Source organism: Pantoea sp. CFCC18177 (assembly GCF_059412425.1).
Genome location: NZ_JBNBPL010000001.1, coordinates 145709 through 166365, shown reverse-complemented (window position 1 = coordinate 166365; position 20657 = coordinate 145709). Strand labels below are relative to the sequence as shown.

General features: G+C 54.6%; 19 protein-coding genes. 10 read left to right on the top strand and 9 right to left on the bottom strand.

What is annotated here, in order from left to right; all coding sequences use genetic code 11:
* The first annotated feature begins 91 nt into the window (after positions 1-91).
* Together ACPUC8_RS00720 and ACPUC8_RS00715 are read left to right on the top strand one after the other, a co-directional pair.
* Positions 92-1258: a methionine aminotransferase gene (locus tag ACPUC8_RS00720; protein WP_494925436.1), complete on the top strand. Its 1167-nt coding sequence runs from the start codon at positions 92-94 to the stop codon at positions 1256-1258.
* Positions 1259-1272: 14 nt separating this feature from the next.
* Positions 1273-2052, top strand: coding sequence for a transporter substrate-binding domain-containing protein (locus ACPUC8_RS00715; protein ID WP_039334364.1), 780 nt, complete (start codon positions 1273-1275; stop codon positions 2050-2052).
* 85 nt (positions 2053-2137) lie between these two features.
* Here the strand turns inward: ACPUC8_RS00715 and pepT are convergent, their stop codons facing one another.
* On the bottom strand, positions 2138-3364 hold the full coding sequence (pepT, locus tag ACPUC8_RS00710; RefSeq protein WP_039334366.1) for a peptidase T: 1227 nt from the start codon (positions 3362-3364) through the stop codon (positions 2138-2140).
* Between the two features lie 113 nt (positions 3365-3477).
* Here pepT and ACPUC8_RS00705 point away from each other — a divergent pair, with 113 nt between their 5' ends.
* Positions 3478-5073 (top strand): ABC transporter substrate-binding protein, encoded by a 1596-nt coding sequence (locus ACPUC8_RS00705; protein ID WP_039334369.1) that lies wholly within the window; start codon positions 3478-3480, stop codon positions 5071-5073.
* Here the strand turns inward: ACPUC8_RS00705 and ACPUC8_RS00700 are convergent.
* Positions 5063-5968, bottom strand: coding sequence for a LysR family transcriptional regulator (locus ACPUC8_RS00700; protein ID WP_039334371.1), 906 nt, complete (start codon positions 5966-5968; stop codon positions 5063-5065). The genes ACPUC8_RS00705 and ACPUC8_RS00700 overlap by 11 nt on opposite strands.
* A gap of 148 nt (positions 5969-6116) precedes the next feature.
* Here ACPUC8_RS00700 and ACPUC8_RS00695 point away from each other — a divergent pair, with 148 nt between their 5' ends.
* Positions 6117-7538, top strand: coding sequence for a M20 family metallopeptidase (locus tag ACPUC8_RS00695; protein WP_494925435.1), 1422 nt, complete (start codon positions 6117-6119; stop codon positions 7536-7538).
* A complete protein-coding gene (locus ACPUC8_RS00690) occupies positions 7535-8809 on the top strand; it encodes an MFS transporter (RefSeq protein ID WP_039334375.1) in 1275 nt (424 codons plus the stop codon). Before ACPUC8_RS00695 ends, ACPUC8_RS00690 begins: the two co-directional genes overlap by 4 nt.
* Before the next feature lie 104 nt (positions 8810-8913).
* Here ACPUC8_RS00690 and aldA read toward each other — a convergent pair whose 3' ends face one another.
* From aldA to ACPUC8_RS00675, 3 genes are all read right to left on the bottom strand, one after another.
* Entirely contained in the window at positions 8914-10350 is a 1437-nt protein-coding gene (aldA, locus tag ACPUC8_RS00685; RefSeq protein WP_039334377.1) for an aldehyde dehydrogenase, read from the bottom strand.
* Between the two features lie 200 nt (positions 10351-10550).
* Entirely contained in the window at positions 10551-10649 is a 99-nt protein-coding gene (locus ACPUC8_RS00680) for a YoaK family small membrane protein (RefSeq protein ID WP_008108862.1), read from the bottom strand.
* Positions 10650-10663: 14 nt separating this feature from the next.
* Complete coding sequence (locus ACPUC8_RS00675) at positions 10664-10987, bottom strand: hypothetical protein (RefSeq protein ID WP_039334379.1); 324 nt, start codon at positions 10985-10987, stop codon at positions 10664-10666.
* Positions 10988-11353: 366 nt separating this feature from the next.
* On the opposite strand from ACPUC8_RS00675, the gene rhaT reads away from it, so the two are divergent.
* Positions 11354-12388 carry an L-rhamnose/proton symporter RhaT gene (gene rhaT / locus ACPUC8_RS00670; RefSeq protein ID WP_039334381.1) on the top strand — a complete coding sequence of 345 codons (1035 nt, stop codon included), beginning with the start codon at positions 11354-11356 and terminating at the stop codon, positions 12386-12388.
* Between the two features lie 35 nt (positions 12389-12423).
* Here the strand turns inward: rhaT and rhaR are convergent, their stop codons facing one another.
* Both rhaR and rhaS read right to left on the bottom strand, forming a co-directional pair.
* Positions 12424-13287 (bottom strand): HTH-type transcriptional activator RhaR, encoded by an 864-nt coding sequence (gene rhaR / locus ACPUC8_RS00665; RefSeq protein WP_039334384.1) that lies wholly within the window; start codon positions 13285-13287, stop codon positions 12424-12426.
* 12 nt (positions 13288-13299) lie between these two features.
* Entirely contained in the window at positions 13300-14121 is an 822-nt protein-coding gene (rhaS, locus tag ACPUC8_RS00660; RefSeq protein ID WP_039334387.1) for an HTH-type transcriptional activator RhaS, read from the bottom strand.
* Between the two features lie 288 nt (positions 14122-14409).
* On the opposite strand from rhaS, the gene rhaB reads away from it, so the two are divergent.
* From rhaB to rhaM, 4 genes are read left to right on the top strand one after another with little or no spacing between them, the layout of a single operon-like run.
* The gene (rhaB, locus tag ACPUC8_RS00655) at positions 14410-15891 is read left to right on the top strand and encodes a rhamnulokinase (protein WP_039334389.1); all 1482 of its coding nucleotides are present in this window, start codon (positions 14410-14412) and stop codon (positions 15889-15891) included.
* Positions 15875-17131 (top strand): L-rhamnose isomerase, encoded by a 1257-nt coding sequence (locus ACPUC8_RS00650; RefSeq protein ID WP_039334391.1) that lies wholly within the window; start codon positions 15875-15877, stop codon positions 17129-17131. The genes rhaB and ACPUC8_RS00650 overlap by 17 nt, the downstream gene beginning before the upstream one ends.
* A gap of 10 nt (positions 17132-17141) precedes the next feature.
* The gene (gene rhaD, locus ACPUC8_RS00645) at positions 17142-17987 is read left to right on the top strand and encodes a rhamnulose-1-phosphate aldolase (protein ID WP_039334393.1); all 846 of its coding nucleotides are present in this window, start codon (positions 17142-17144) and stop codon (positions 17985-17987) included.
* On the top strand, positions 17977-18291 hold the full coding sequence (gene rhaM, locus ACPUC8_RS00640) for an L-rhamnose mutarotase (RefSeq protein ID WP_039334395.1): 315 nt from the start codon (positions 17977-17979) through the stop codon (positions 18289-18291). Before rhaD ends, rhaM begins: the two co-directional genes overlap by 11 nt.
* Positions 18292-18335: 44 nt before the next feature.
* Here the strand turns inward: rhaM and ACPUC8_RS00635 are convergent, their stop codons facing one another.
* Together ACPUC8_RS00635 and ACPUC8_RS00630 are read right to left on the bottom strand one after the other, a co-directional pair.
* Positions 18336-18989, bottom strand: coding sequence for a TetR/AcrR family transcriptional regulator (locus tag ACPUC8_RS00635; RefSeq protein WP_039334397.1), 654 nt, complete (start codon positions 18987-18989; stop codon positions 18336-18338).
* Positions 18990-19731: 742 nt separating this feature from the next.
* Positions 19732-20508 carry a DeoR/GlpR family DNA-binding transcription regulator gene (locus ACPUC8_RS00630; RefSeq protein ID WP_494925434.1) on the bottom strand — a complete coding sequence of 259 codons (777 nt, stop codon included), beginning with the start codon at positions 20506-20508 and terminating at the stop codon, positions 19732-19734.
* Positions 20509-20657 lie beyond the last annotated feature (149 nt).

The following is a 20657-nucleotide window of genomic DNA, read 5'->3' as shown; positions in this document are numbered from 1 at the left end:
TATGACAACAAATCGCTTGTCGACTCAAGCAGCACGCCGTTGAATAGAAATCTACTTTACCTAATTGGTTATGCAACCTTGCGGAGCAACGATGACCCTCAATAGCAGTGTTAACATCTCTTCCAAACAACCTGATGTCGGCACGACGATTTTTAGCGTCATCGGCCAACTGTCAGCACAGCACAAAGCTATCAACTTGTCTCAGGGCGCACCGAATTTCCCTTGCGATCCGAAGTTGGTGGAACTGGTCAGCAAAGCGATGCGTGAAGGACATAACCAGTACGCGTCCATGACCGGTTTACCGGCACTGCGTGAAGCGCTGGCAGAGAAAGTCCACACGCTTTACGGCCAGCAATATGATGCAGGAAGCGAAGTGCTGATCACCGGCAGTGCCAGCCAGGGCATCTATATGGCGATTTCCGCGTTAGTTCATCCCGGTGATGAGGTGATTTTCTTTGAGCCGGCCTTCGACAGTTATGCACCAGTAGTGCGCTTACAGGGTGCCACGCCGATAGGCCAGAAACTGCAGGTGCCTGATTTCGCCATCAACTGGGATGAGCTGCGTGCCAGCATCACACCACGCACCCGCATGATCATCATCAACACGCCGCACAACCCGAGCGCACAGGTGCTGACACCAGCTGATCTGGAACAACTGGCGGCACTCACGCGCAACACCGATATCGTGGTGCTGTCAGACGAAGTTTATGAACACATTCTGTTTGATGGTCGTGCCCATTGCGGTATGGCAACGCATCCGGAACTGGCGCAGCGCAGCGTGGTGGTCTCTTCGTTTGGTAAAACTTTCCACGTCACCGGCTGGCGCGTCGGCTATGCGCTGGCGCCAGCAGCGTTGATGGAGGAGATCGTCAAAGTGCATCAGTTCATGATGTATGCGGCAGATACTCCAATGCAGGTCGGTTTTGCCCACTATTTACAGGACCCGCAAAATTACCTGCAGCTCTCGCCGTTCTACCAGGAAAAGCGCGATCGCCTGCTGGCCTTGATGCAAGATTCACCATTTAAGCTGCTGCCAAGTGCCGGTTCCTTCTTTATGTTGGCCAGTTACGGACATTTCAGTGACGAAAGCGACAGTGAAATGGTAAAACGTCTCATCGTCGATCACGGTGTGGCCACCATTCCGTTGTCGGCGTTTTATATGGACGGCACTGACAATAAATTAATTCGCCTGTCATTCGCGAAAGACGACGCAACACTGCAGGCTGGCGCAGAAGCGCTGTGCCGGGTTAAAGGGTAATTAGGGGAAGAATAATGAAAAAGTTAAACGCACTGTTTGTGGCTGTGGGTATGCTGACTTCTGCACACGCGCTGGCGCAGGAAACCTTACGTTACGGACTGGAATCACAGTATCCACCGTTCGAAAGCCGCAACGCGCAGGGTGAGTTGGAAGGTTTTGATATCGAACTGGGCAAAGCGATTTGTCAGGTGGGTAACTTTGATTGTAAGTGGGTGGAGAGCAGCTTTGATGCGCTGATCCCTGCGCTGCAAGCGAAGAAATTCGATGCCATCAACTCGGCGATGAACATCACCGAAGCACGTGGTAAGAGCATCGACTTCACCAAGCCAATCTACCGCATTCCTACCATGCTCATCGTGAAGCAGGGTGAGAAACTGCTGCCAACCGCGGAGTCGCTGAAAGGCAAAAACATTGGCGTACTGCAGGGTTCTATCCAGGAAACTTACGCGAAGAAGCACTGGGAACCGCAGGGCGTGACCGTCACCTCTTATCAGGATCAGAACCAGGTTTATAACGACATGGTGGCAGGTCGCCTTGACGGCACGCTGGTGATGTCAGCCGCGGGACAGTCTGGCTTCCTCGATAAGCCGCAGGGCAAAGGTTTCGCCTTCGTCGGCAAACCGGTTGAAGATGACACCATCCTTGGTTCTGGTATTGGTTTTGGTCTGCGTAAGGGCGATGCCAAGCTGAAGGGTGAGCTGGATGCGGCGATCAGCAAAGTGCAGGCTGACGGTACTGTCACCAGGCTGGCGGCGAAATTCTTCCCGGGTATTGATGTAACAGCCAGCAAATAACAGCTGTTAGCCAGGTCGCCATAAATGGCGACTCTACAGTCGTAGGGTGCGCATTCATGCGCACCTGGTTAATCACCACACAAAATTATTTAGCGGCTAAGTAACATAACGCTTCGGCCACCTGATACGACTTCACAAACGATGGCACCGGTAAAAACTCATAACGTGAGTGGAAGTTGTGCGCGCCGGTGAAGAAGTTCGGCGTCAACAAGCCTTTAGCCGACAGCGCTGCACCGTCCGTGCCTCCACGCATCGGGATCACTTTCGGCTCCACGCCCACCTGATCCAACGCCGCAAAAATCAAATCAATCGCCCGACGATCTTCGCCCACAGCATTGCTGATATTGCTGTAGGTATCGCTGATGGTTAACGCCACATGCCCGGTGGGATAGAGCGCAGCAATCTCATCCGCCACTTCCACCAACTGCTGTTTCTTCGCATCAAATCCGACCAGGTCGAAATCACGTATCGAAGCTTTCAGCACCGCGCGGCTGGCATTGGCGTTGATATCGTTAAACCAGATATAGCCTTCGCGGCCTTCGGTATGTTCAGGCGTGGCTAAGCGATCAAAACGTGAAATAAAATCGTGTGCCATCAGCAGCGGGTTAACCAGCACCCCTTTGCCCGACATCGGATGCGCCGGTACACCGGTAAACACCAGTTCAGCCGCCGCCGCATTAAAGTTTTCATACACCACTTCACCCAGCTCGCAGCAGTCAATGGTCCAGGCGAAATCCACGTTGAAGCGTGTCTCCAGATCAAGAGCTTTCGCGCCGCGAAGGCCAATCTCTTCATCAGGCACAAACGCCACCACGATGTCGCCATGATCGCCCTTGAGATTTTCCATCAAGGTCATCACTACCGTTACGGCGGCTTTGTTGTCGGCTCCCAGCACGCTGGTGCCATCACTGAAGATGATGTCCTGACCCACATAAGGTGCAATCTCCGGATGTTCCGCCACACGCAGCCAGATATCTTGCTGGCTGTTGAGGCACAAATCCTCACCTTTAAACGCCAGGGTTTGTGGATGGATATCGGGTGATAAGCCAACGTCCACGGTATCGATATGGGTGATAAAGCCAATGCGCGGTGCGTTGGGCCGGTTGCCAGGTTTCACCGCGGTCACGGTGGCATGCTGATCAATCACCACATCTTTCAAACCCAATTCACGCAACTCCTCTGCCAGCAGTTCCGCCATAGCATGTTGCGATGGGGTGCTGGGTAAGGTGGTGGATTTGGCATCGCTCTGGCTGGAGACCGCCAGATAACGATAGAAACGCTGGGTCAGTTGGCGAACAAGAGGCTCTGTCATCACTATTCCTTATAAGCTTTGCGCGATGTGCATTACACACAGCAGATAAATCATGTTAATAATCAATACATACCGATGAGGGCTCATGGAAGTCAATAAAAACGAGGTCGAAAATGAAAAAGATGATGGTGAAGTTCACACTCAGTGCCTTAGGTCTGGCACTGGCTGGCGGGGTGTCAGCGAAGACGTTGGTGTACTGTTCTGAAGGGTCTCCGGAAAACTTCAATCCACAGCTATACACCTCCGGTACCAGTGTGGATGCCAGTGCCGTGCCGATTTTCAACCGGCTGGTCGATTTCAAACCCGGCACCACTGAGCTGGTGCCCAGCCTGGCGGAAAGCTGGGACATCAGCCCAGATGGCACGGTGTACACCTTCCATCTGCGTAAGGGCGTGAAGTTCCAGAGCAATAAACTGTTTGAGCCTTCGCGTGATTTGAATGCCGATGATGTGATCTTTTCGTTTATGCGCCAACTGGACCCGAAAAATCCGTACCACAACGTCTCGGGGGGCAATTACACTAACTTCGACAGCCTTGAATTATCGAAGCTGATCAAAGGCATCGATAAAGTCGATGACAATACAGTGCGCATCACGCTGGCACATGCCGAAGCGCCGTTTCTCGCCGATCTGGCGTGGTATTTTGCCTCGATTCATTCAGCCGAATACGCAGACCAGATGTTGAAAGCCGGTACGCCAGAAAAAGTGGATATGGAACCGATTGGCACTGGACCGTTCGAGTTGGTGCAGTACCAGAAGGACTCGCGCATTCTGTATAAAGCCTTCCCGGACTACTGGCAGGGCAAAGCGAAACTGGACCGCATCGTCTTCTCCATCACGCCTGATGCCTCGGTTCGCTATGCCAAACTGGAGAAAAATGAGTGTCAGGTGATGCCATTTCCTAATCCGGCCGATCTCGACAAGATGCGCACTAACCCAGATTTAACGCTGGAGCAAAAATCCGGCTTGAACACTGGCTTCCTGTCGTTCAATACCACCAAAGCACCGCTGGATAACGTCAAAGTACGCCAGGCACTGGCGATGGCCATCAACAAGCAGGCGATCATCGACGCGATTTTCAAAGGCACCGGAACCGTGGCGAAAAATATCCTGCCGCCGGATGTGTGGAGCGCGGATAAGGATCTGAAAGATTACGACTACGACCCGCAGAAAGCCAAAGCCTTGTTACAGGAAGCTGGCATCAAGCCGGGCACCGAAATTTCATTATGGGCGATGCCGGTGCAACGTCCTTACAATCCTAATGCGCGACGCATGGCCGAGATGATTCAGGCCGATTGGGCGCAGGTGGGCATCAAAGCCAATATTGTCAGCTATGAGTGGGGTGAATACCTCAAACGCGTGAAGGGCGGCGAGCATCAGGCGGCGTTGATGGGCTGGACTACGGCAACCGGCGATCCAGATAACTTCTTTGGCCCACTTTACAGCTGCACCTCGGCAAACGGCGGCTCTAACTCATCTAAATGGTGTTATCAACCGTTTGAGAAGATCATTACCGAGGCGCGCGCTGAGCAGAACCACGACAAGCGTATAGCGCTGTATCGCGAAGCACAGCAGATCATGCACGACCAAATGCCTGCCGTGATGATTGCGCACTCCACGATTTTCGAGCCGGTGAGCAAGTCGGTCAGCGGCTATACAATTGATCCTTTTGGCAAACATATCTTCTATCCGGTCGATATTAAGAATTAGTCAACGCACTCAGCTGCTGCTGTAAAAAAGCCAAAAACACATTCAGGGCGGCGCTACGGGGCCGCCCTGATTGCGCCTGCAATTGCAGATTACGCTGGCTAAGCTGATCAATCCCCACCGACCGCAGCACCAAGCCATGGGTTTCTGCCTCCTGCAACACCGTAAAGGCACTGCAAATCGTTAAGGCCAGCGGCGTACGTAGTAAAAACTGGAACAGCGTTGAAAAGGTATCGCAGGTAATAACCGGCTCAATCAGGTTGCCGCTCATATGGCTCGCCAGCTCGAACAGTTGGCGTACCGTGGTGTTTTGCTGTGGCAGGGCCAGCGGATAGTGGCTGATGTCGCTGAGAGCCACCTGTGGTGAGCTGGCCAGCGGATGCGTCTGATGCATCACTAACAGCACCGGCGCGGGCCAGGAACCGATAACCTCAACGCCGCGCTCAGCGTGTAGGCTGAATTGCAACGCGACATCGCACTCGCCGCTGCGTAACAGTTCCGCCACGCCTTGCGTGCTGGCGACTTTAATATCAAACAAAATACCTGGATTGCCTTCGCGAAAGGTGGCTATCAGCGTGGGCAACAGCGTGAAAGCCAAGCCATCGGTGCAGGCAACGCGTATTTGCGTGCGGCGCACGGCTTTCAGCCCTTTGATCTCCGCCAGCGCATACTCCATATCCAGCATGTTTTTGCGCACGTGACTGGCAAAAATTTCCCCGGCTTCGTTCAGTACCATGCCCCGGGCATGGCGTTCAAACAGCGGCACGCCAACCTGAGTTTCCAGGCGTTGAATCTGACGGCTGATGGCGGAGACGGCAACAAACAGCTGTTCGCTGGCCGCACTGAGCGATCCCGTATTGGCGACAGCGAGAAAATAGCGGATTTCATTACTTAACATGCGCGTGCCTCATGCTGGTGCATGCCTCGAAAACGGGCAACCAAGCTTTGCTTTAAAAGCAAATCTTACTCGATAAATTGATAATTGTGGCAAAGCAGTGTTTCAGCAAAGATGACAAAACCATAATACGAATAAAAGATCAGCAAACATGACAGCACAACACGCGGTACAACAGGCCACCGCCTGGTTCGATAGCGGGGAATTTCAGCGGATACTGGCACGGCGCGTCACGCAGCGTACCGAAAGCCAGCGTCAGGATCGCGACAGCGAATTACAGCGTTATTTACAGGATGAGATTGGCCCGCAGCTGATTGCGCTGGGCTTTACCCTGCATTTTATTGAGAACAGCGAAGCCGCTCATCGTCCTTTCCTGGTGGCCGTGCGCATCGAAGATCCCGCATTGCCGACCTTGCTGAGTTACGGGCATGGTGATGTGGTATTCGGCGATGATGAAAACTGGCGCGAAGGTTTATCGCCCTGGCAGTTGGTCGAAGAAGGCGATCGTTGGTACGCGCGCGGCAGCGCAGACAACAAAGGCCAGCACTGTGTGAATCTGGCGGCGTTGGAGCAGGTGTTCCAAGCGCGCGGTGGCCGCCTCGGCTTTAACTGCAAACTGCTGTTTGAGATGGGCGAAGAGATCAGCTCACCGGGTCTGGCGCAACTGTGCCAGCAGCATGGTGAACTGTTAAAAGCGGACCTGTTTATCGCTTCCGATGGTCCGCGTTTGAATGCGGTGCGACCGACTTTATTCCTCGGCTCACGCGGCGCGGTGAATTTCCGTCTGACCATTACCGCCCGCGACAACGCCTACCACTCTGGCAACTGGGGTGGCTTACTCACCAATCCGGGTACACAACTGGCGAATGCCATTGCCTCACTGGTTAACGCGCAGGGCGTGTTACAGGTTGAAGCGCTAAAACCGAATTCGCTGACCCAGCAGGTGCGCGACATCCTCAGTGATATCGAAGTGGGTGGCATGCCAGGCGACCCCGAAATCGACGCGAACTGGGGCGAGCCGTTATTGACGCCAACAGAGCGTCTGTACGGTTGGAATACCTTGGAGGTGCTGTCATTCCTGACCGGTAACCCCGCGCGACCGATGAATGCCATCCCTGGTGAAGCAACAGCGGTATGTCAGCTGCGCTTTGTGGTCGGCACCGATTGGCAGAATCTGGCGCAACATATCAGCGACCATCTTGCGCAGCAGAGCTTTGGCTATGTGAAGGTCGAGTTTATGCGGGGATCACCGGCCACCAGGCTGGATCCGACCGATCCGCTGGTGGATTGGGTGTTATCCAGCATGGCAGAAACCAGCGGCAAAAAGCCGGCGCTGTTACCGAATCTGGGCGGCTCACTGCCTAACGAAGTGTTCTCCGACATTCTCGGCCTCCCCACGCTATGGGTTCCGCACTCTTATCCGGCCTGTGGTCAGCATGGCGTCAACGAAAATATGTTGAAGTCGATCGCGCGTGAAGGTCTGCAAATGATGACCCGGCTGCTGTGGGATCTCGGTGAGAAAGGCAGCGATTTAGTGGCACAGCATCGTAAACATACAGGAGGTGCAGCATGAGCACCCTCAACACGGCGGCACCGCTGAGTGCGACCAAGCCAAATCTGCACAAAACGCTGTTTGCCACCTGTATCGGTAATGCGCTGGAGTGGTTTGATATCGCGGTGTATGGCTTCTTTGCCAGCTATATTGCCCATGCTTTCTTCCCAACCAGCGACCCCTCGGTGTCGTTGTTACTGACGTTTGGCAGCTTCGGTGTTTCATTCCTGATCCGTCCGCTGGGCGCAATTGTATTGGGTAACTATGCCGACCGTCATGGTCGTAAAAAAGCCTTACTGTTATCGATCAACCTGATGATGTTGGGCGGCGCGGTGATTACCTTTATGCCGGGTTACGCCAGTATTGGTTTGATGGCACCGATTCTGATTTTGCTGGCGCGTCTGGTGCAGGGGTTCTCTGCGGGCGGGGAATTTGGCAGCTCAACCGCGTTTCTGGTGGAACATTTTCCCGAGCGCAAAGCCTTTATCGCCAGTTGGCAGTTTGCTACACAGGGTGCCAGTACTTTGATGGCTTCGGCGTTTGGCCTTGGGCTGACGCAGATCCTCAGTGAAAGCCAGATTCAGGAGTGGGGCTGGCGTATACCGTTTGCCTTCGGCCTGTTGATTGGTCCGTTAGGGATTTATATCCGTCGCCACGTGCATGAACCTGCCAGCTTCGAGGCACAACAGCCTGAAGCCGCACCGCTCAAGCGTCTGTTTGGGCGTCAGAAAGAGCTGATGTTGTTGGCGATTGGCCTGATGGTGATCTCAACGGCAGTCAACTATATGCTGAACTACGTGCCGACCTACGCCACCAAAAATCTGCATTTATCCGGTTCGGTTGCCTTTACCGCTACTTTGCTGGCGGGCGTGATTCTTACCGTTGTGACGCCAGTCATGGGGTTGTGGGCAGAGCGTGTAGGACGTGTGCCGCTGATGTGGGGCTCACTGATTTTGCTGATCGTCACTATCTATCCGGCGTTCAAACTGGTGGTCAATCACACCACGCCGACCACCCTGATTATTTTGGTGTGCTGGATGGCCTTGCTTAAGTCGATCTACTTCTCGACCGTGCCCTCGGTGATGGCGGACTTGTTCCCGATTGGTACCCGAGCCAGCGGCATGGCGATCAGCTATAACGTGGCAGTGACGGTATTTGGTGGCTTTGCACCGTTGATTTGTACGCTGTTGATCAATGCGACAGGTACCAGCCTGGCACCAGGTTACTACCTGATGGCGATGTCAGTGCTAAGTGGATTGGCACTGCTGCGCAGCCAGAAGCGCGTGTCCTGAGTTGCGGGGGCGGCCTGAAGGCCGCCCCCTGTTTGCGCAATAAATTGCGCCGCTACGTTTCCCTGCAAACTTCAGGCTGGCAGGGTGCCAGCCTGAAGTTTTAATTAAGAGAACTGCAAATACGCCACGTGTGTTTGCAGATACTCCTCCAGACCATGACGTCCATCGGCACCGCCAATTCCCGATTTACGCCAGCCCGCATGGAAGCCTTGCATCGCTTCGAAGTTTTCGCGATTGATGTAAGTTTCGCCAAACTTCAGCTGACGCAGCGCGATCATTGCGGTGTTCAGATTCTGGGTATAAATCGATGAGGTCAGGCCATACTCGCAGTCATTGGCCAATGCCACTGCTTCATCCAGCGTCTTAAATGTCATCACCGGCAGGACGGGTCCAAAGATCTCTTCACGCATGATCTCCATCTCCTGACGCACGCCGGTAATGATGGTGGGCTCAAAGTAGAAGCCTTTGTCGCCTGCGCGTTTGCCGCCTAACACCACTTTACCGCCGTCCGCTACCGCATTGGCCACCTTCTGCTCTACGCGCCCGAGCGCCGCTGCTGTGATCAGCGGCCCCATATCGATATCAGTTTGTTCCGCCGGGTTACCGAATTTCACTTGTTTCATCGCCGCGGTGAGCGCAGTGATAAAGCGGTCGTAAATGCCTTCCTGCACATAAACACGTTCTGCACAGTTACACACTTGTCCGGTATTGATCACGCGAGAGCTGACAATCGCTTTTACCGCCAGTTCAAGATCGGCGTCATCCATCACGATAGCTGGAGCCTTACCGCCGAGTTCCAGCGACACTTTGGTGACATTTTTGGCCGCCGCTTCCATGGTGGCGATGCCCGCACCTACGCTGCCCGTTAAACTGACCAAACCCACGGTAGGGTTAGCGGCCAGTTCCTGGCCCACTTCTGGACCGTAGCCATACACGAAGTTGATTACACCTTTCGGCAGACCAATCTCATCGATAATTTGGGCAAAAATAGCCGCGTTGTTTGGCGTCAACTCGCTGGGTTTGATGGCGATGGTATTGCCGGTGATCAGGGCAGGCGCCGCTTTACGCGCAATCAGGAAAAACGGGAAGTTCCATGGCAGGATGCCCGTGGTGACGCCGATGGCTTTCTTAAACACGAAAATGTTTTCATTTGGGCGGTCGCTGTTAACGATTTCGCCTTCGTAACGACGCGCCCACTCGGACATATAGTCCAGATAATCGGCGGTGAACATCACTTCGGTTTGCGCCAGGCCTTGCGTCTTACCGCCTTCTGCCACGATGGTGGCGGTGAGTTCCGGCTCACGCTGACGAATAGCGGTGGCAATCTTACGCAGCCATTGACCACGCTCCACTGCGGGCAGCGCTTCCCAACCGGGTTGCGCAGCTTCTGCAGCAGCAATCGCCTGTGCGGCGTCTTGCCGGGTGCCTTCAGGGATGCGTGAGAGCAGCGCTTCGGTGGCAGGGTTGATCACTTCAATCCATTTATCATGCTGGTCGGCTACAAACGCGCCATTAATGTAATGTTGATGGTGTGTTGTCATATGTAGGGCTCCGCGATCGGTTTCGTTAATTTTGTGTGAAATGCAGAGTGAAACAGATCAAGGTGTAGCACCTTTTTGTCATTGCCAGCGCAGATGAGGGGATGGCAGAGAAGGGAAGAACAGCACGACAGACGCAGCATTCCTGATGAAATGCCGCGCATTCAGCGGGTTAGCAATCCGAAGGAATTGTTCTTAAAAACTCAGGAACCGGGCATCGCGGCGCCACTGGCGATAAACCAGGCAAGGAAACTGACGCCAGCAATGATGATGGCAATGGGGAAAAGCAGTCCGATTTTCATAGCGATCCTGAGTGTTAAGCGAGTTGAACGATGGCGCGGTGCGTCTTCATCATACTAAATAACTGGAATTGCGTAGCGTCATCTACCTGGCGCAGATGTTCGCCTTTTTGATAATGAATACGGTGAACGTGCCCGAGTTGACGCCACACCACAATCGCCGACGCCAGCAAGGCGCAGTTCTCTTCACTCTGAACACAATCGAGTGTGGCATAGCGATCTTCATCTAATCCATTAATGAAAACGTTCAACGCCTGAGGCGGTACGATGGCGCGGATGTCATCCAGCATCACGCGGCTTACCGGGTGTGACAGCAGCAGCGTCAACCTTTTGCTATTCATCTCAATCCTTCGTTCCGATGATTTTTCCAACGTTATACGGCGATAACGTCTCCTGGGGAAGCACAGAGGCCGACTTTGTATGGGTGCCATGTTACGCAGCAAGCTGGCAGTCAGTCAAAAACTGTGTTGATCAACACAACAAAAAAGAAAAATATCCCCAATAATAAGTCACTTATAAAAAATAATCGCTGTTTTAACTGCAAAACCGATTTTGTGATCCTGGTGTTGAAGACCCGCCGAATATTGCCAGCACTCTACGCTTTCCGGCAGCCATTCAAAGGCTGACGAAAAGCGGCGCACCGTAGACTGCCAGTAATCGGGAAACTCTCGGTTTCCTGTGGGCCTCAACCTTACGAAGGAATAACAATGAACAGTGCCATTCTTGCCGGTATTTTATGGCATCTGGTGGGTGCCGCCAGTGCCGCATGTTTTTATGCTCCGTTTAAGCAGGTAAAAAAGTGGTCATGGGAAACAATGTGGTCAGTGGGTGGCGTGATGTCGTGGCTGATCCTGCCATGGGCGGTCAGTGCCGTGCTGCTGCCCAACTTCTGGGCGTACTACAGCAGTTTTAGCCTCTCGCAACTGTTGCCGGTGTTTCTGTTTGGTGCCATGTGGGGCGTCGGGAACATCAACTACGGTTTGACCATGCGTTATCTCGGCATGTCGATGGGCATCGGGATTGCCATCGGGATTACGCTGGTGGTCGGCACGCTGATGACACCGCTACTGCAGGGCCGCTTCGTTGAGCTGTTCAGTTCACCGGGTGGACGAATGACACTGCTCGGCGTGTTGGTGGCGTTAGTGGGGGTGGCGATTGTCTCGCGTGCGGGGTTGTTAAAAGAGCGTGCACTTGGCATCAATGCGGAAGAGTTTAACCTGAAGAAAGGGTTAGTGCTGGCGGTGCTGTGCGGCATCTTCTCGGCGGGCATGTCGTTCGCCATGGATGCAGCAAAACCGATGCATGAAGCAGCGGCGAACCTGGGCATTGACCCGCTGTATGTGGCACTGCCGAGCTATGTGGTGATTATGGGCGGCGGGGCGTTGGTGAATCTGGCATTCTGCTTTATCCGCCTGGCGGTGAAACCAGAATTGTCGGTTCGTCGGGATTTCTCGGTGGCCAAACCGATGCTGATAGCCAACATCGCCTTCGCGGTTCTTGGCGGCACCATGTGGTATCTGCAGTTCTTCTTCTATGCGTGGGGCCACGCCAAGATCCCGCCACAGTATGATTTTGTCAGCTGGATGCTGCACATGAGCCTGTATGTATTGTGCGGCGGGCTGGTTGGCTTGATTTTGAAAGAATGGAATGCGGTAGGGAAACGTCCGGTGCGCGTGTTGTCCCTGGGGTGTGTGGTGATCATCATCGCCGCAAACATTGTCGGCTTGGGCATGGCTAACTAAAGACGCCATGAGAGCCTGACGTGCTATCTGCATCGTCAGGCTTTTGAGGTGTCCTGAGGCTCGCGCTGTGGCACAAAGCGCTGACGCCAGGCACTCGGCGTCAAGCCGGTATCCCGCGTGAACACCACCGAAAAGTAGTTACTGTCATCAAAGCCGCAGCGTGCGGCGACTTCACTGATCAAACAATCCTGAGTGCGCAGCAGATACTTCGCCTGACACAATTGCAGCTGGCGCAAATAGTGCCCAACCGTCATTCCTGTTTGTTGCCGGAAAAGCTGTTTCAGTGCACGTTCATTGAGTTGATTTTGCTGGCAGAACAGATTGAGATCGAACGGACGATGCAGCGCGCCTTGTAAAGCCGACATCAGTAGATCGAGCTGTTCTCCCTCTGGCAGCGCCCACGGGCGATCGGCGGCATAGCCATGGCGACGCAATATCAACGCTAATTGCAGGAACAGCGCTTCAGAAAGTTGAATGGATAATGAATCACTTTTGCGGCTTTCGCGTTCAAGTTGACTGATCACTCCGCGCGCCAGCGCCATGCCGCGCGTGGTTAAGCGCCAGCAGCTGGGCGCATCAGCCTCTTCCGGTGGCAGCAGTTGGCTCCAGTCCAGACTCAAACGGAAACGATCGCGGCAGTAAAGGATGTTATCCAACGCCAAATCGTTGACGCTGTCATAGCTGTGACAGTCATTATCACGGATGTAGAACACGTCCCCGCAGGTAATCAGCCAGGGGCGATCGTTCAGCACATGCAAGCCATTGCCACGCCAGACAATGACAATCTCACTGAACTCATGGCGATGAGGGGGGAAGGAGGGTTGCGGCATGCGTTCGGCCACCGCTATCGGCAGACTGGTGGCCGGGAAATAGTCTTCGCGCTTCAATATCAGCGACATGAAAAACTCCGATTACATCATCTGCTGGCGCTCCGCTCGGGGCGCGCAGCCAAATTCTCGCCGGAACAGGGTAGAAAAGTGGTTGCTATCACCAAATCCACACTGGTAAGCGATGTCGGTAATGCGCATATCACTATGACGCAATAGATGTCTTGCCTGCAGTAGACGCAACCGATTGAGATAGCGCTGCGGCGTATTACCCGTTTGCTGTTTCATCTGACGATGCAGCGTACGCAACGACAGCGAGAAACGATCGGCCAACGCATCCCACACGATATCTTCACTGTAGTGCTCATTGAGCCAGTCCAGCAACCGATGCAGACGTGCTTCCTGATCCTGCGCTTGATCGTTGTGACCGGCTTCGCGCAGCAGCACCAGCAGTTGCAAAAACAGTTGCTCCTGGTGCGCCTGGCGCTCCAGTGACCAGATCGCTTGCTGCTTCATCTGCGTCACAATGTGCAACGCCTGCGCCATAACCTTGTTGTTAATACGCCAGTGCGAACTGTAGTTGCCATCCTCTTCTCCCGGCAGCAGTGACTGCAAGCCGGAAAGAAAGCGAAACGCCGCGGGACTGCGATACAGCACATTGGTCAGACACAGATTGTCCGTTTGTTCATACAGATGACGGTCGTGATCGCGGATAAAACAGACGCAACCGGCACATAAGGTTTGCGGCTGACCATTAAACACGTGGATGCCGGAACCTTGTTCAACCAGCACAATTTCATGGAAATCATGATGATGTTCGGGGAAGGCCGACTGCGGTACGCGCGGCTCAATGGCAATCGCGTAGTTTCCCTCAGGAAAGAAATCTGTACTGTGCAAAACGGTCATGATGCGCCTCTCGTTAACAACTTTGCAACCGAGTCTACTCAGGCGTTCGGCACCTTACCTTGAAATTTGAACCGTCCAGCGCAGGAAAATGGCGTTTTATTCAAGATCGCCCAAGTGTTTGATGGAAATGCGGTAACGCTCACAACTCTACCCTGATGCGGTTCTGTGAGCTCTCTCACGATCATCTTTGCCCGTCTGCCAGACACTTTCACGCGCTGGCAGTAAGGGGAAGGTGCCAGAACCTCAGGATTTATACGCTAGAGCCCTCTCATCACAGGAAGAAACGCCATGAGTATGCGTAACATTGTTGCCATTGATTTAGGCGCATCCAGCGGGCGCGTGATGCTCGCGCAGTGGACCTCGACCAGCCAAAAGCTAAGCCTGCGTGAAGTGTGCCGCTTTCCCAATCAACGTATACGCCGTGCGGGCTACGACTGCTGGGACCTTGACCGTCTGGAGCAAGAGATTCGGGCTGGGTTAGCACAGCTGGATGATGAGGGCATCGTGCTGGACAGTATCGGTATTGATACCTGGGGCGTGGACCTGGTGCTGCTGGATGCCAACGGGAATCGTGTCGGTGAGGCGGTGAGTTATCGTGACCCGCGCACTGACGGGCAGATGTCGCAGGCCATCAACGATCTCGGAAAGGCGGCCATCTACCAACGCACCGGCATTCAGTTTCTGCCCTTCAACACGATCTATCAACTGCGCGCGCTGCACCAGCAGCAGCCAGACTGGCAAGCGCAGGTGAAACACGCGCTGATGATCCCGGATTATCTGCATTACCGTCTGACCGGCAGGATGAACTGGGAATACACCAACGCCACCACCACGCAGTTACTGAACATCGAAACCGGTGAGTGGGACAGCGATCTGCTGGCCTGGGCGGGCGTTGATGCCGCCTGGTTTGGCAAGCCCAGCGCGCCAGGCAACACCGTGGGTTACTGGTCAAATGCCACGGGTAAAGCGATTCCCGTTATTGCCGTGGCAACCCACGACACCGCCAGTGCGGTAGTCGCCACGCCACTGATGCAGGATGATGCTGCCTACCTCAGCTCCGGCACCTGGTCGTTAATGGGCATTGAAAGTTTGCAGCCCTGTGTCAGCGCCGCTGCGTTGAAAGCCAACATCACCAATGAAGGCGGTGCAGAGGGTTACCGGGTATTAAAGAATATCATGGGCTTATGGCTCCTCCAGCGCGTATGCAGTGAGCTGCATATCTCAGATCTCTGCGTCTTGATTGGCGAGGCAGCGCAAGAGCCCGCCTGTCGCACGTTGATCAATCCCAACCACCACCGTTTTATTAATCCCAATAGCATGGTGCAGGAAATACAGAACGCCTGTGCCGAGCAACATATGCCAATTCCGCACACCCCTGCGGCTCTTGCGCGCACCATCTTTGACAGCCTGGCGTTGCTGTACCGCCAGGTGATCGGCGAGCTTAGCCAGTTGCGCGATGCGCCAATACGCCAGCTCCATGTGGTGGGCGGGGGGAGCCAGAATCCGCTGTTGAACCAGTTATGCGCCGATGCCTGTCAGTTACCGGTACTCGCCGGACCGATTGAAGCCTCAACCCTGGGGAATGTCGGCTGCCAGCTGATTGCACTCGGTGAGTTGCGCGATGTGGCCGATTTACGCCGCTGCATCAGCCAGAATTTCCCGTTAGAAACTTTTGAACCTCAGCGCTCAAGCGTCTTCGCAGCCCACCAGGCACGATTTTCCGCGCTGAGCCAACCTGCTAAGGAACTTGCTTATGACAAAGCTGATTGAACAAGCTTATGAACTGGCTAAACAACGTTACGCTGCCGTAGGAATTGATGTGGAGCAGGTGATGACGCAATTGGATGGGATTCCTGTGTCGATGCACTGCTGGCAAGGGGATGACGTGCGCGGCTTCGAAAACCCCAACGGCGAACTCACCGGCGGGATTCAGGCCACAGGTAACTATCCGGGACGCGCGCGTAATGCGCATGAACTGCGCGCCGATATCGAAAAAGCCATGTCGCTGATTCCAGGCGCTAAGCGCCTCAATCTGCACGCCATCTATCTGGAAAGCGACACGCCGGTAGAACGTGATGCTATCGAACCGCAACACTTCAGCCACTGGGTGGAGTGGGCAAAACAGCATAAATTAGGGCTCGATTTTAATCCAAGCTGCTTCTCGCATCCTTTAAGTGCCGATGGTTTTACCCTGTCACACGCTGACAAAGGCATCCGCCAGTTCTGGATTGATCACTGCAAGGCCAGTCGCCGCATCTCGGCACATTTTGGTGAACAACTGGGCACGCCCTCAGTGATGAACATCTGGGTTCCGGACGGTATGAAAGATCTCACCATTGATCGCCTGGCGCCGCGTGAACGTTTAGCCAGCGCGCTGGATGAAGTGATCAGCGAAAAACTCGATGCCAGTCATCATATCGACGCCGTCGAAAGTAAGTTATTCGGGATTGGTGCCGAGAGTTACACCGTGGGATCCAATGAGTTTTGCCTTGGCTACGCTGCCAGCCGCCAGACCGCGCTGACGCTTGATGCCGGGCATTTCCATCCCACTGAAGTGATCTCCGACAAAATCTCCACCGCGATGCTGTATGTCCCGCGCCTGTTATTGCACGTCAGCCGTCCGGTGCGTTGGGACAGCGACCATGTGGTGCTGCTGGATGATGAAACCCAGGCTATTGCCACTGAAATTGCGCGTAACAAGCTGTTCAACAAAGTGCATATCGGCCTCGACTTCTTTGATGCTTCTATCAACCGCATCGCGGCGTGGGTGATTGGTACCCGCAATGCCAAAAAGGCGTTACTGCGTGCGCTGTTGGAGCCGAGTGACCAACTGCGCAAACTGGAGCAGGAGGGGGATTACACCGCACGTCTGGCGCTGCTGGAGGAGCAAAAGTCATTGCCATGGCAGGCTGTCTGGGAAGCCTGGTGCTTGCGTCACGATGTCCCTGCTGATGCCAGTTGGCTCAGCGAAGTCCGTCATTATGAACAACAAACACTGCGTCTACGTTAAGGGATAACCCATGCAAAACACGATTCTCGCTTCTTCATTTGTGCAGGATATGGTCAAGGCGACCAGTGATATGTGGTTAAAAGGCTGGGACGAGCGCAACGGGGGCAATGTCAGTTTGCGCTTGCTGCCGGAAGAGGCGCTGGCCTGGTCAGCTGATTTTTATGCCGAACCGCGCTGCATCGAGTTAACCAAACCCGCACCGGCACTGGCGAATGACTGGTTCCTGGTGACCGGCTCGGGCAAATTTTTCCGCAATGTGCAGCTTGATCCCGCCGACTGCCTGGCGTTACTTCAGGTTGACGACAAAGGGCTGTCCTACAAAATTCACTGGGGTTTGAGTCACGGTGGCTTGCCAACGTCAGAGCTGGCGGCTCATTTCCAGTCGCACAGCGTGCGCAAGCAGGTCTCTAACGGCGCTGACCGCGTCATTATGCACTGCCATGCCACGAATTTTATGGCGTTGAGTTATGTGGTGAACCTTGATTCTGCACGCTTCACCCGTTTGCTGTGGGAAGGCAGCACCGAGTGTCTGGTGGTGTTCCCGGATGGCGTTGGCATCCTGCCGTGGATGGTGCCGGGTACCGATCAGATCGGCCAGGCTACTGCGGATGCCATGGCATCACACAGTCTGGTGATGTGGCCGTTCCACGGTATCTTTGGTGCAGGCCCGAATCTGGATGAAACTTTTGGCCTGATCGATACCGCAGAGAAGTCCTCTGAAGTGGTGGTGAAAGCCTTGTCGATGGGCGGCATTCGCCAGAGTATCACCACGGAACAGTTGGTCGCCTTGGGTGAACGCTTTAATGTCAAACCCTGGCCAGCGGCACTGCAGGCGGAGCGCAGCGATGTTGCGTAAAGCCTTTGTGATGCAGGTGCATGCGCACTGTCACGATGAGTACTTGCGCCGACACTCGCCCATCTGGCCGGAGTTGGAAGCAACGTTGAAGGCCCACGGTGCGCACAACTATGCGATTTGGCTGGATGCCGAGCGTGACCTGTTGTTCGCCAGCGTGGAGATTGAATCAGAAGCGCGCTGGGAAGCGGTGGCGAATACCGAAATATGCCAGCGCTGGTGGGCCTCGATGAAAGATTTGATGCCGTCAAACGCGGATAACAGCCCGGTCAGTGCTGCATTAAAACCGATGTTTTTTATGCCTTAGCATCGGAGTTGAAGGGCGCACCCTGGTGCGGTGCGCCCAACCGGTTACTTCGCGGTTAGCTCACAGTATCCCGCCAACGCGGGCCAAATGGCCATCTGCGTATCCACAATTTTGTCTAAATCATCGCGTGCTGCACCTTCGCGTGCGCGCACGGACATGCCTTGCAACAGGCAGGCTAAAAAACGCGCCAGGGTTGCGCTGTCAGCGCATTGCGGCAACTCACCACGCTGCTGTCGGCTATCCAGGAACTGCTGCAAAGCGCGTTCCTGAGCGTGATGCTGCTGCGCCAGCATATGGGCGATCTCTTCCGAACCCGATGAGAGGGCGCTGGATGTACAAATAAAGAAGCATCCAGCCGGTTTATCACACTCGGTAAAACAGGCCGCAGTGGCGCGGAAATAGGCTTCAATAGCCGTTTTCACATCGAGAGTGTCATCGTTAAGCACCGCGTTACGCTGGGCGCTAAAGGTTTCGATATAGCGCTGCATCGCGGCGCGAAACAGACCCTCTTTATTTTCAAATTCTGCATACAGCGTTGGCGCTTTTGCACCGGTTGCATTGACCAAATCAGACAGCGATGTGCCTTCATAGCCATGCGCCCAGAACAACATCAATGCTTTGTCTAATGCATCGTTGCGGTCAAACACTTTTGGGCGGCCACGCGTTTTGCGGTTAACCGTGTCGATAACTTCCGTCATAGCGCACCTCAATGCGTTTTGAACATACAAATAAATTACCGATCATTAAATAAAGATGCAAGCGTCGTAGTGCTTGCCAGTTAAGAGAATGGCGTTAACGCCGTCTGGAGCCGCACCGGGGCTGGCGGTCCTCGCGCCGCTTCGCGGTGCCTTCACTTCACTCGTCTGCCTTACGGACCGGTGNTCTGGAACGACAAGCGGATAAAGATGGGACTGGGCGGACTGAGTCCGGTGGAGTACCGGACTCATAATCAAATTAAGCTGACTTAAAGAGTCCAGGTTAAGGGGTTCAGTTCACGATGGAACATCCATGTTCCAGCGCCACCTTTCGCCCGCGTCCTGCGGGCTCTCCTGGCATTCTCGCTCAGCTCAGCGCTGCGGAATGCCTGCCCCGGTGCGGCCCCAGCCAGCTCATGAGCTTCAGTGCGACTTGTCAAAAAGGGCACACAGTCTGAAGCTCTGACGCCTCTGCTGCACCCTCAGGGCTATCCGCAGCGCTGAGACTTTTACGTTGGGCCAGGAGACCCACGCGGGGAGGCGTGGGGCAGTTCGCGGCCGACCATGGATGGTCATCCGCGAACGGTCCGTCCGGCACGACGTGGAAGTCGAAGGTACCGCTTTAGCGGTGCGAGGACGGCCCAGAGGGGGCAGTAGTGGCGGCAGAGCCCGCACTGAAAAGACAGGCCACTCATTCATCAGCGGCCTGAGTTCTTAACTGACGAGCATCACGCCGCAAATGGCGTTAAACCACCTGCACGTCCGGCAGCGCTTTTTGTAATGCTGCCAGTGCGCCTGCTTTTGTCGGGCCGCCATCGCAGATCAGCAGATCCACCTCATTGATGGGCGCGTACACCGTCCGGCTTATCACACCGAGTTTGCTGTGGTCGGCTAATAGGATAGTGCGACTGGCCTGCTGCACCATGGCGCGGGCAATGGCAGCTTCGTGCGGATGGAAACTGCTGGCGCCGTTTTTGGCATCAATACCCACCGGCGAAAGCAGCGCCACATCGGCGCGATAGCGGTAAATCTCACCCACTGTCATCTCACCACGCGTCTGCTGTGCGCCCGCCATCATCATACCGCCGAGAAAAATCACCTGATTATTCAACGTCTCATGCTCTTCAGCAGCGCTCAACGCCAGGGCGGCTTGCAAACTGTTGGTGATAATCGTCAGGCCTGACATGGTGCGCAGCGCTTCTGCCAGCATGGTGGTGGTGGTGCCTGCGTCGAGAAACAGCGTCTGGCCCGGTTGTAAATGCTGTGCAGCCGCCACGGCGATAGCGCGCTTCTCTTTTGCCTGCGCATTGCGGCGCACCTGTAACGGTGGTTCCGGCTGGCTGTCCATCGCCACCAACCCCCCGTGTACGCGGCGGGCTAACCCTTGCGCTTCCAGTTCAATAATGTCGCGCCGTGCCGTTTCCCGCGAAATGCCCAATTCTTTAATAATGCGTTCCGTACTGACCTGATGTTGCGTGGTCAGAAGGGCGCGAATGCGGTGTAAGCGGGTTTCCTGCAGCATGACATTTCCCTGTAGCCTAATGATCTGAGCCTAAGCTTACCTGAGTGTCATCACGGCGTCATGTGTATTTGGTTGTATTTGTGTATTTAGTTGCATTTCTCAGTAAAGCAGGCATGATGTCTGCAAACGGTTATTCATCATGCACCCCT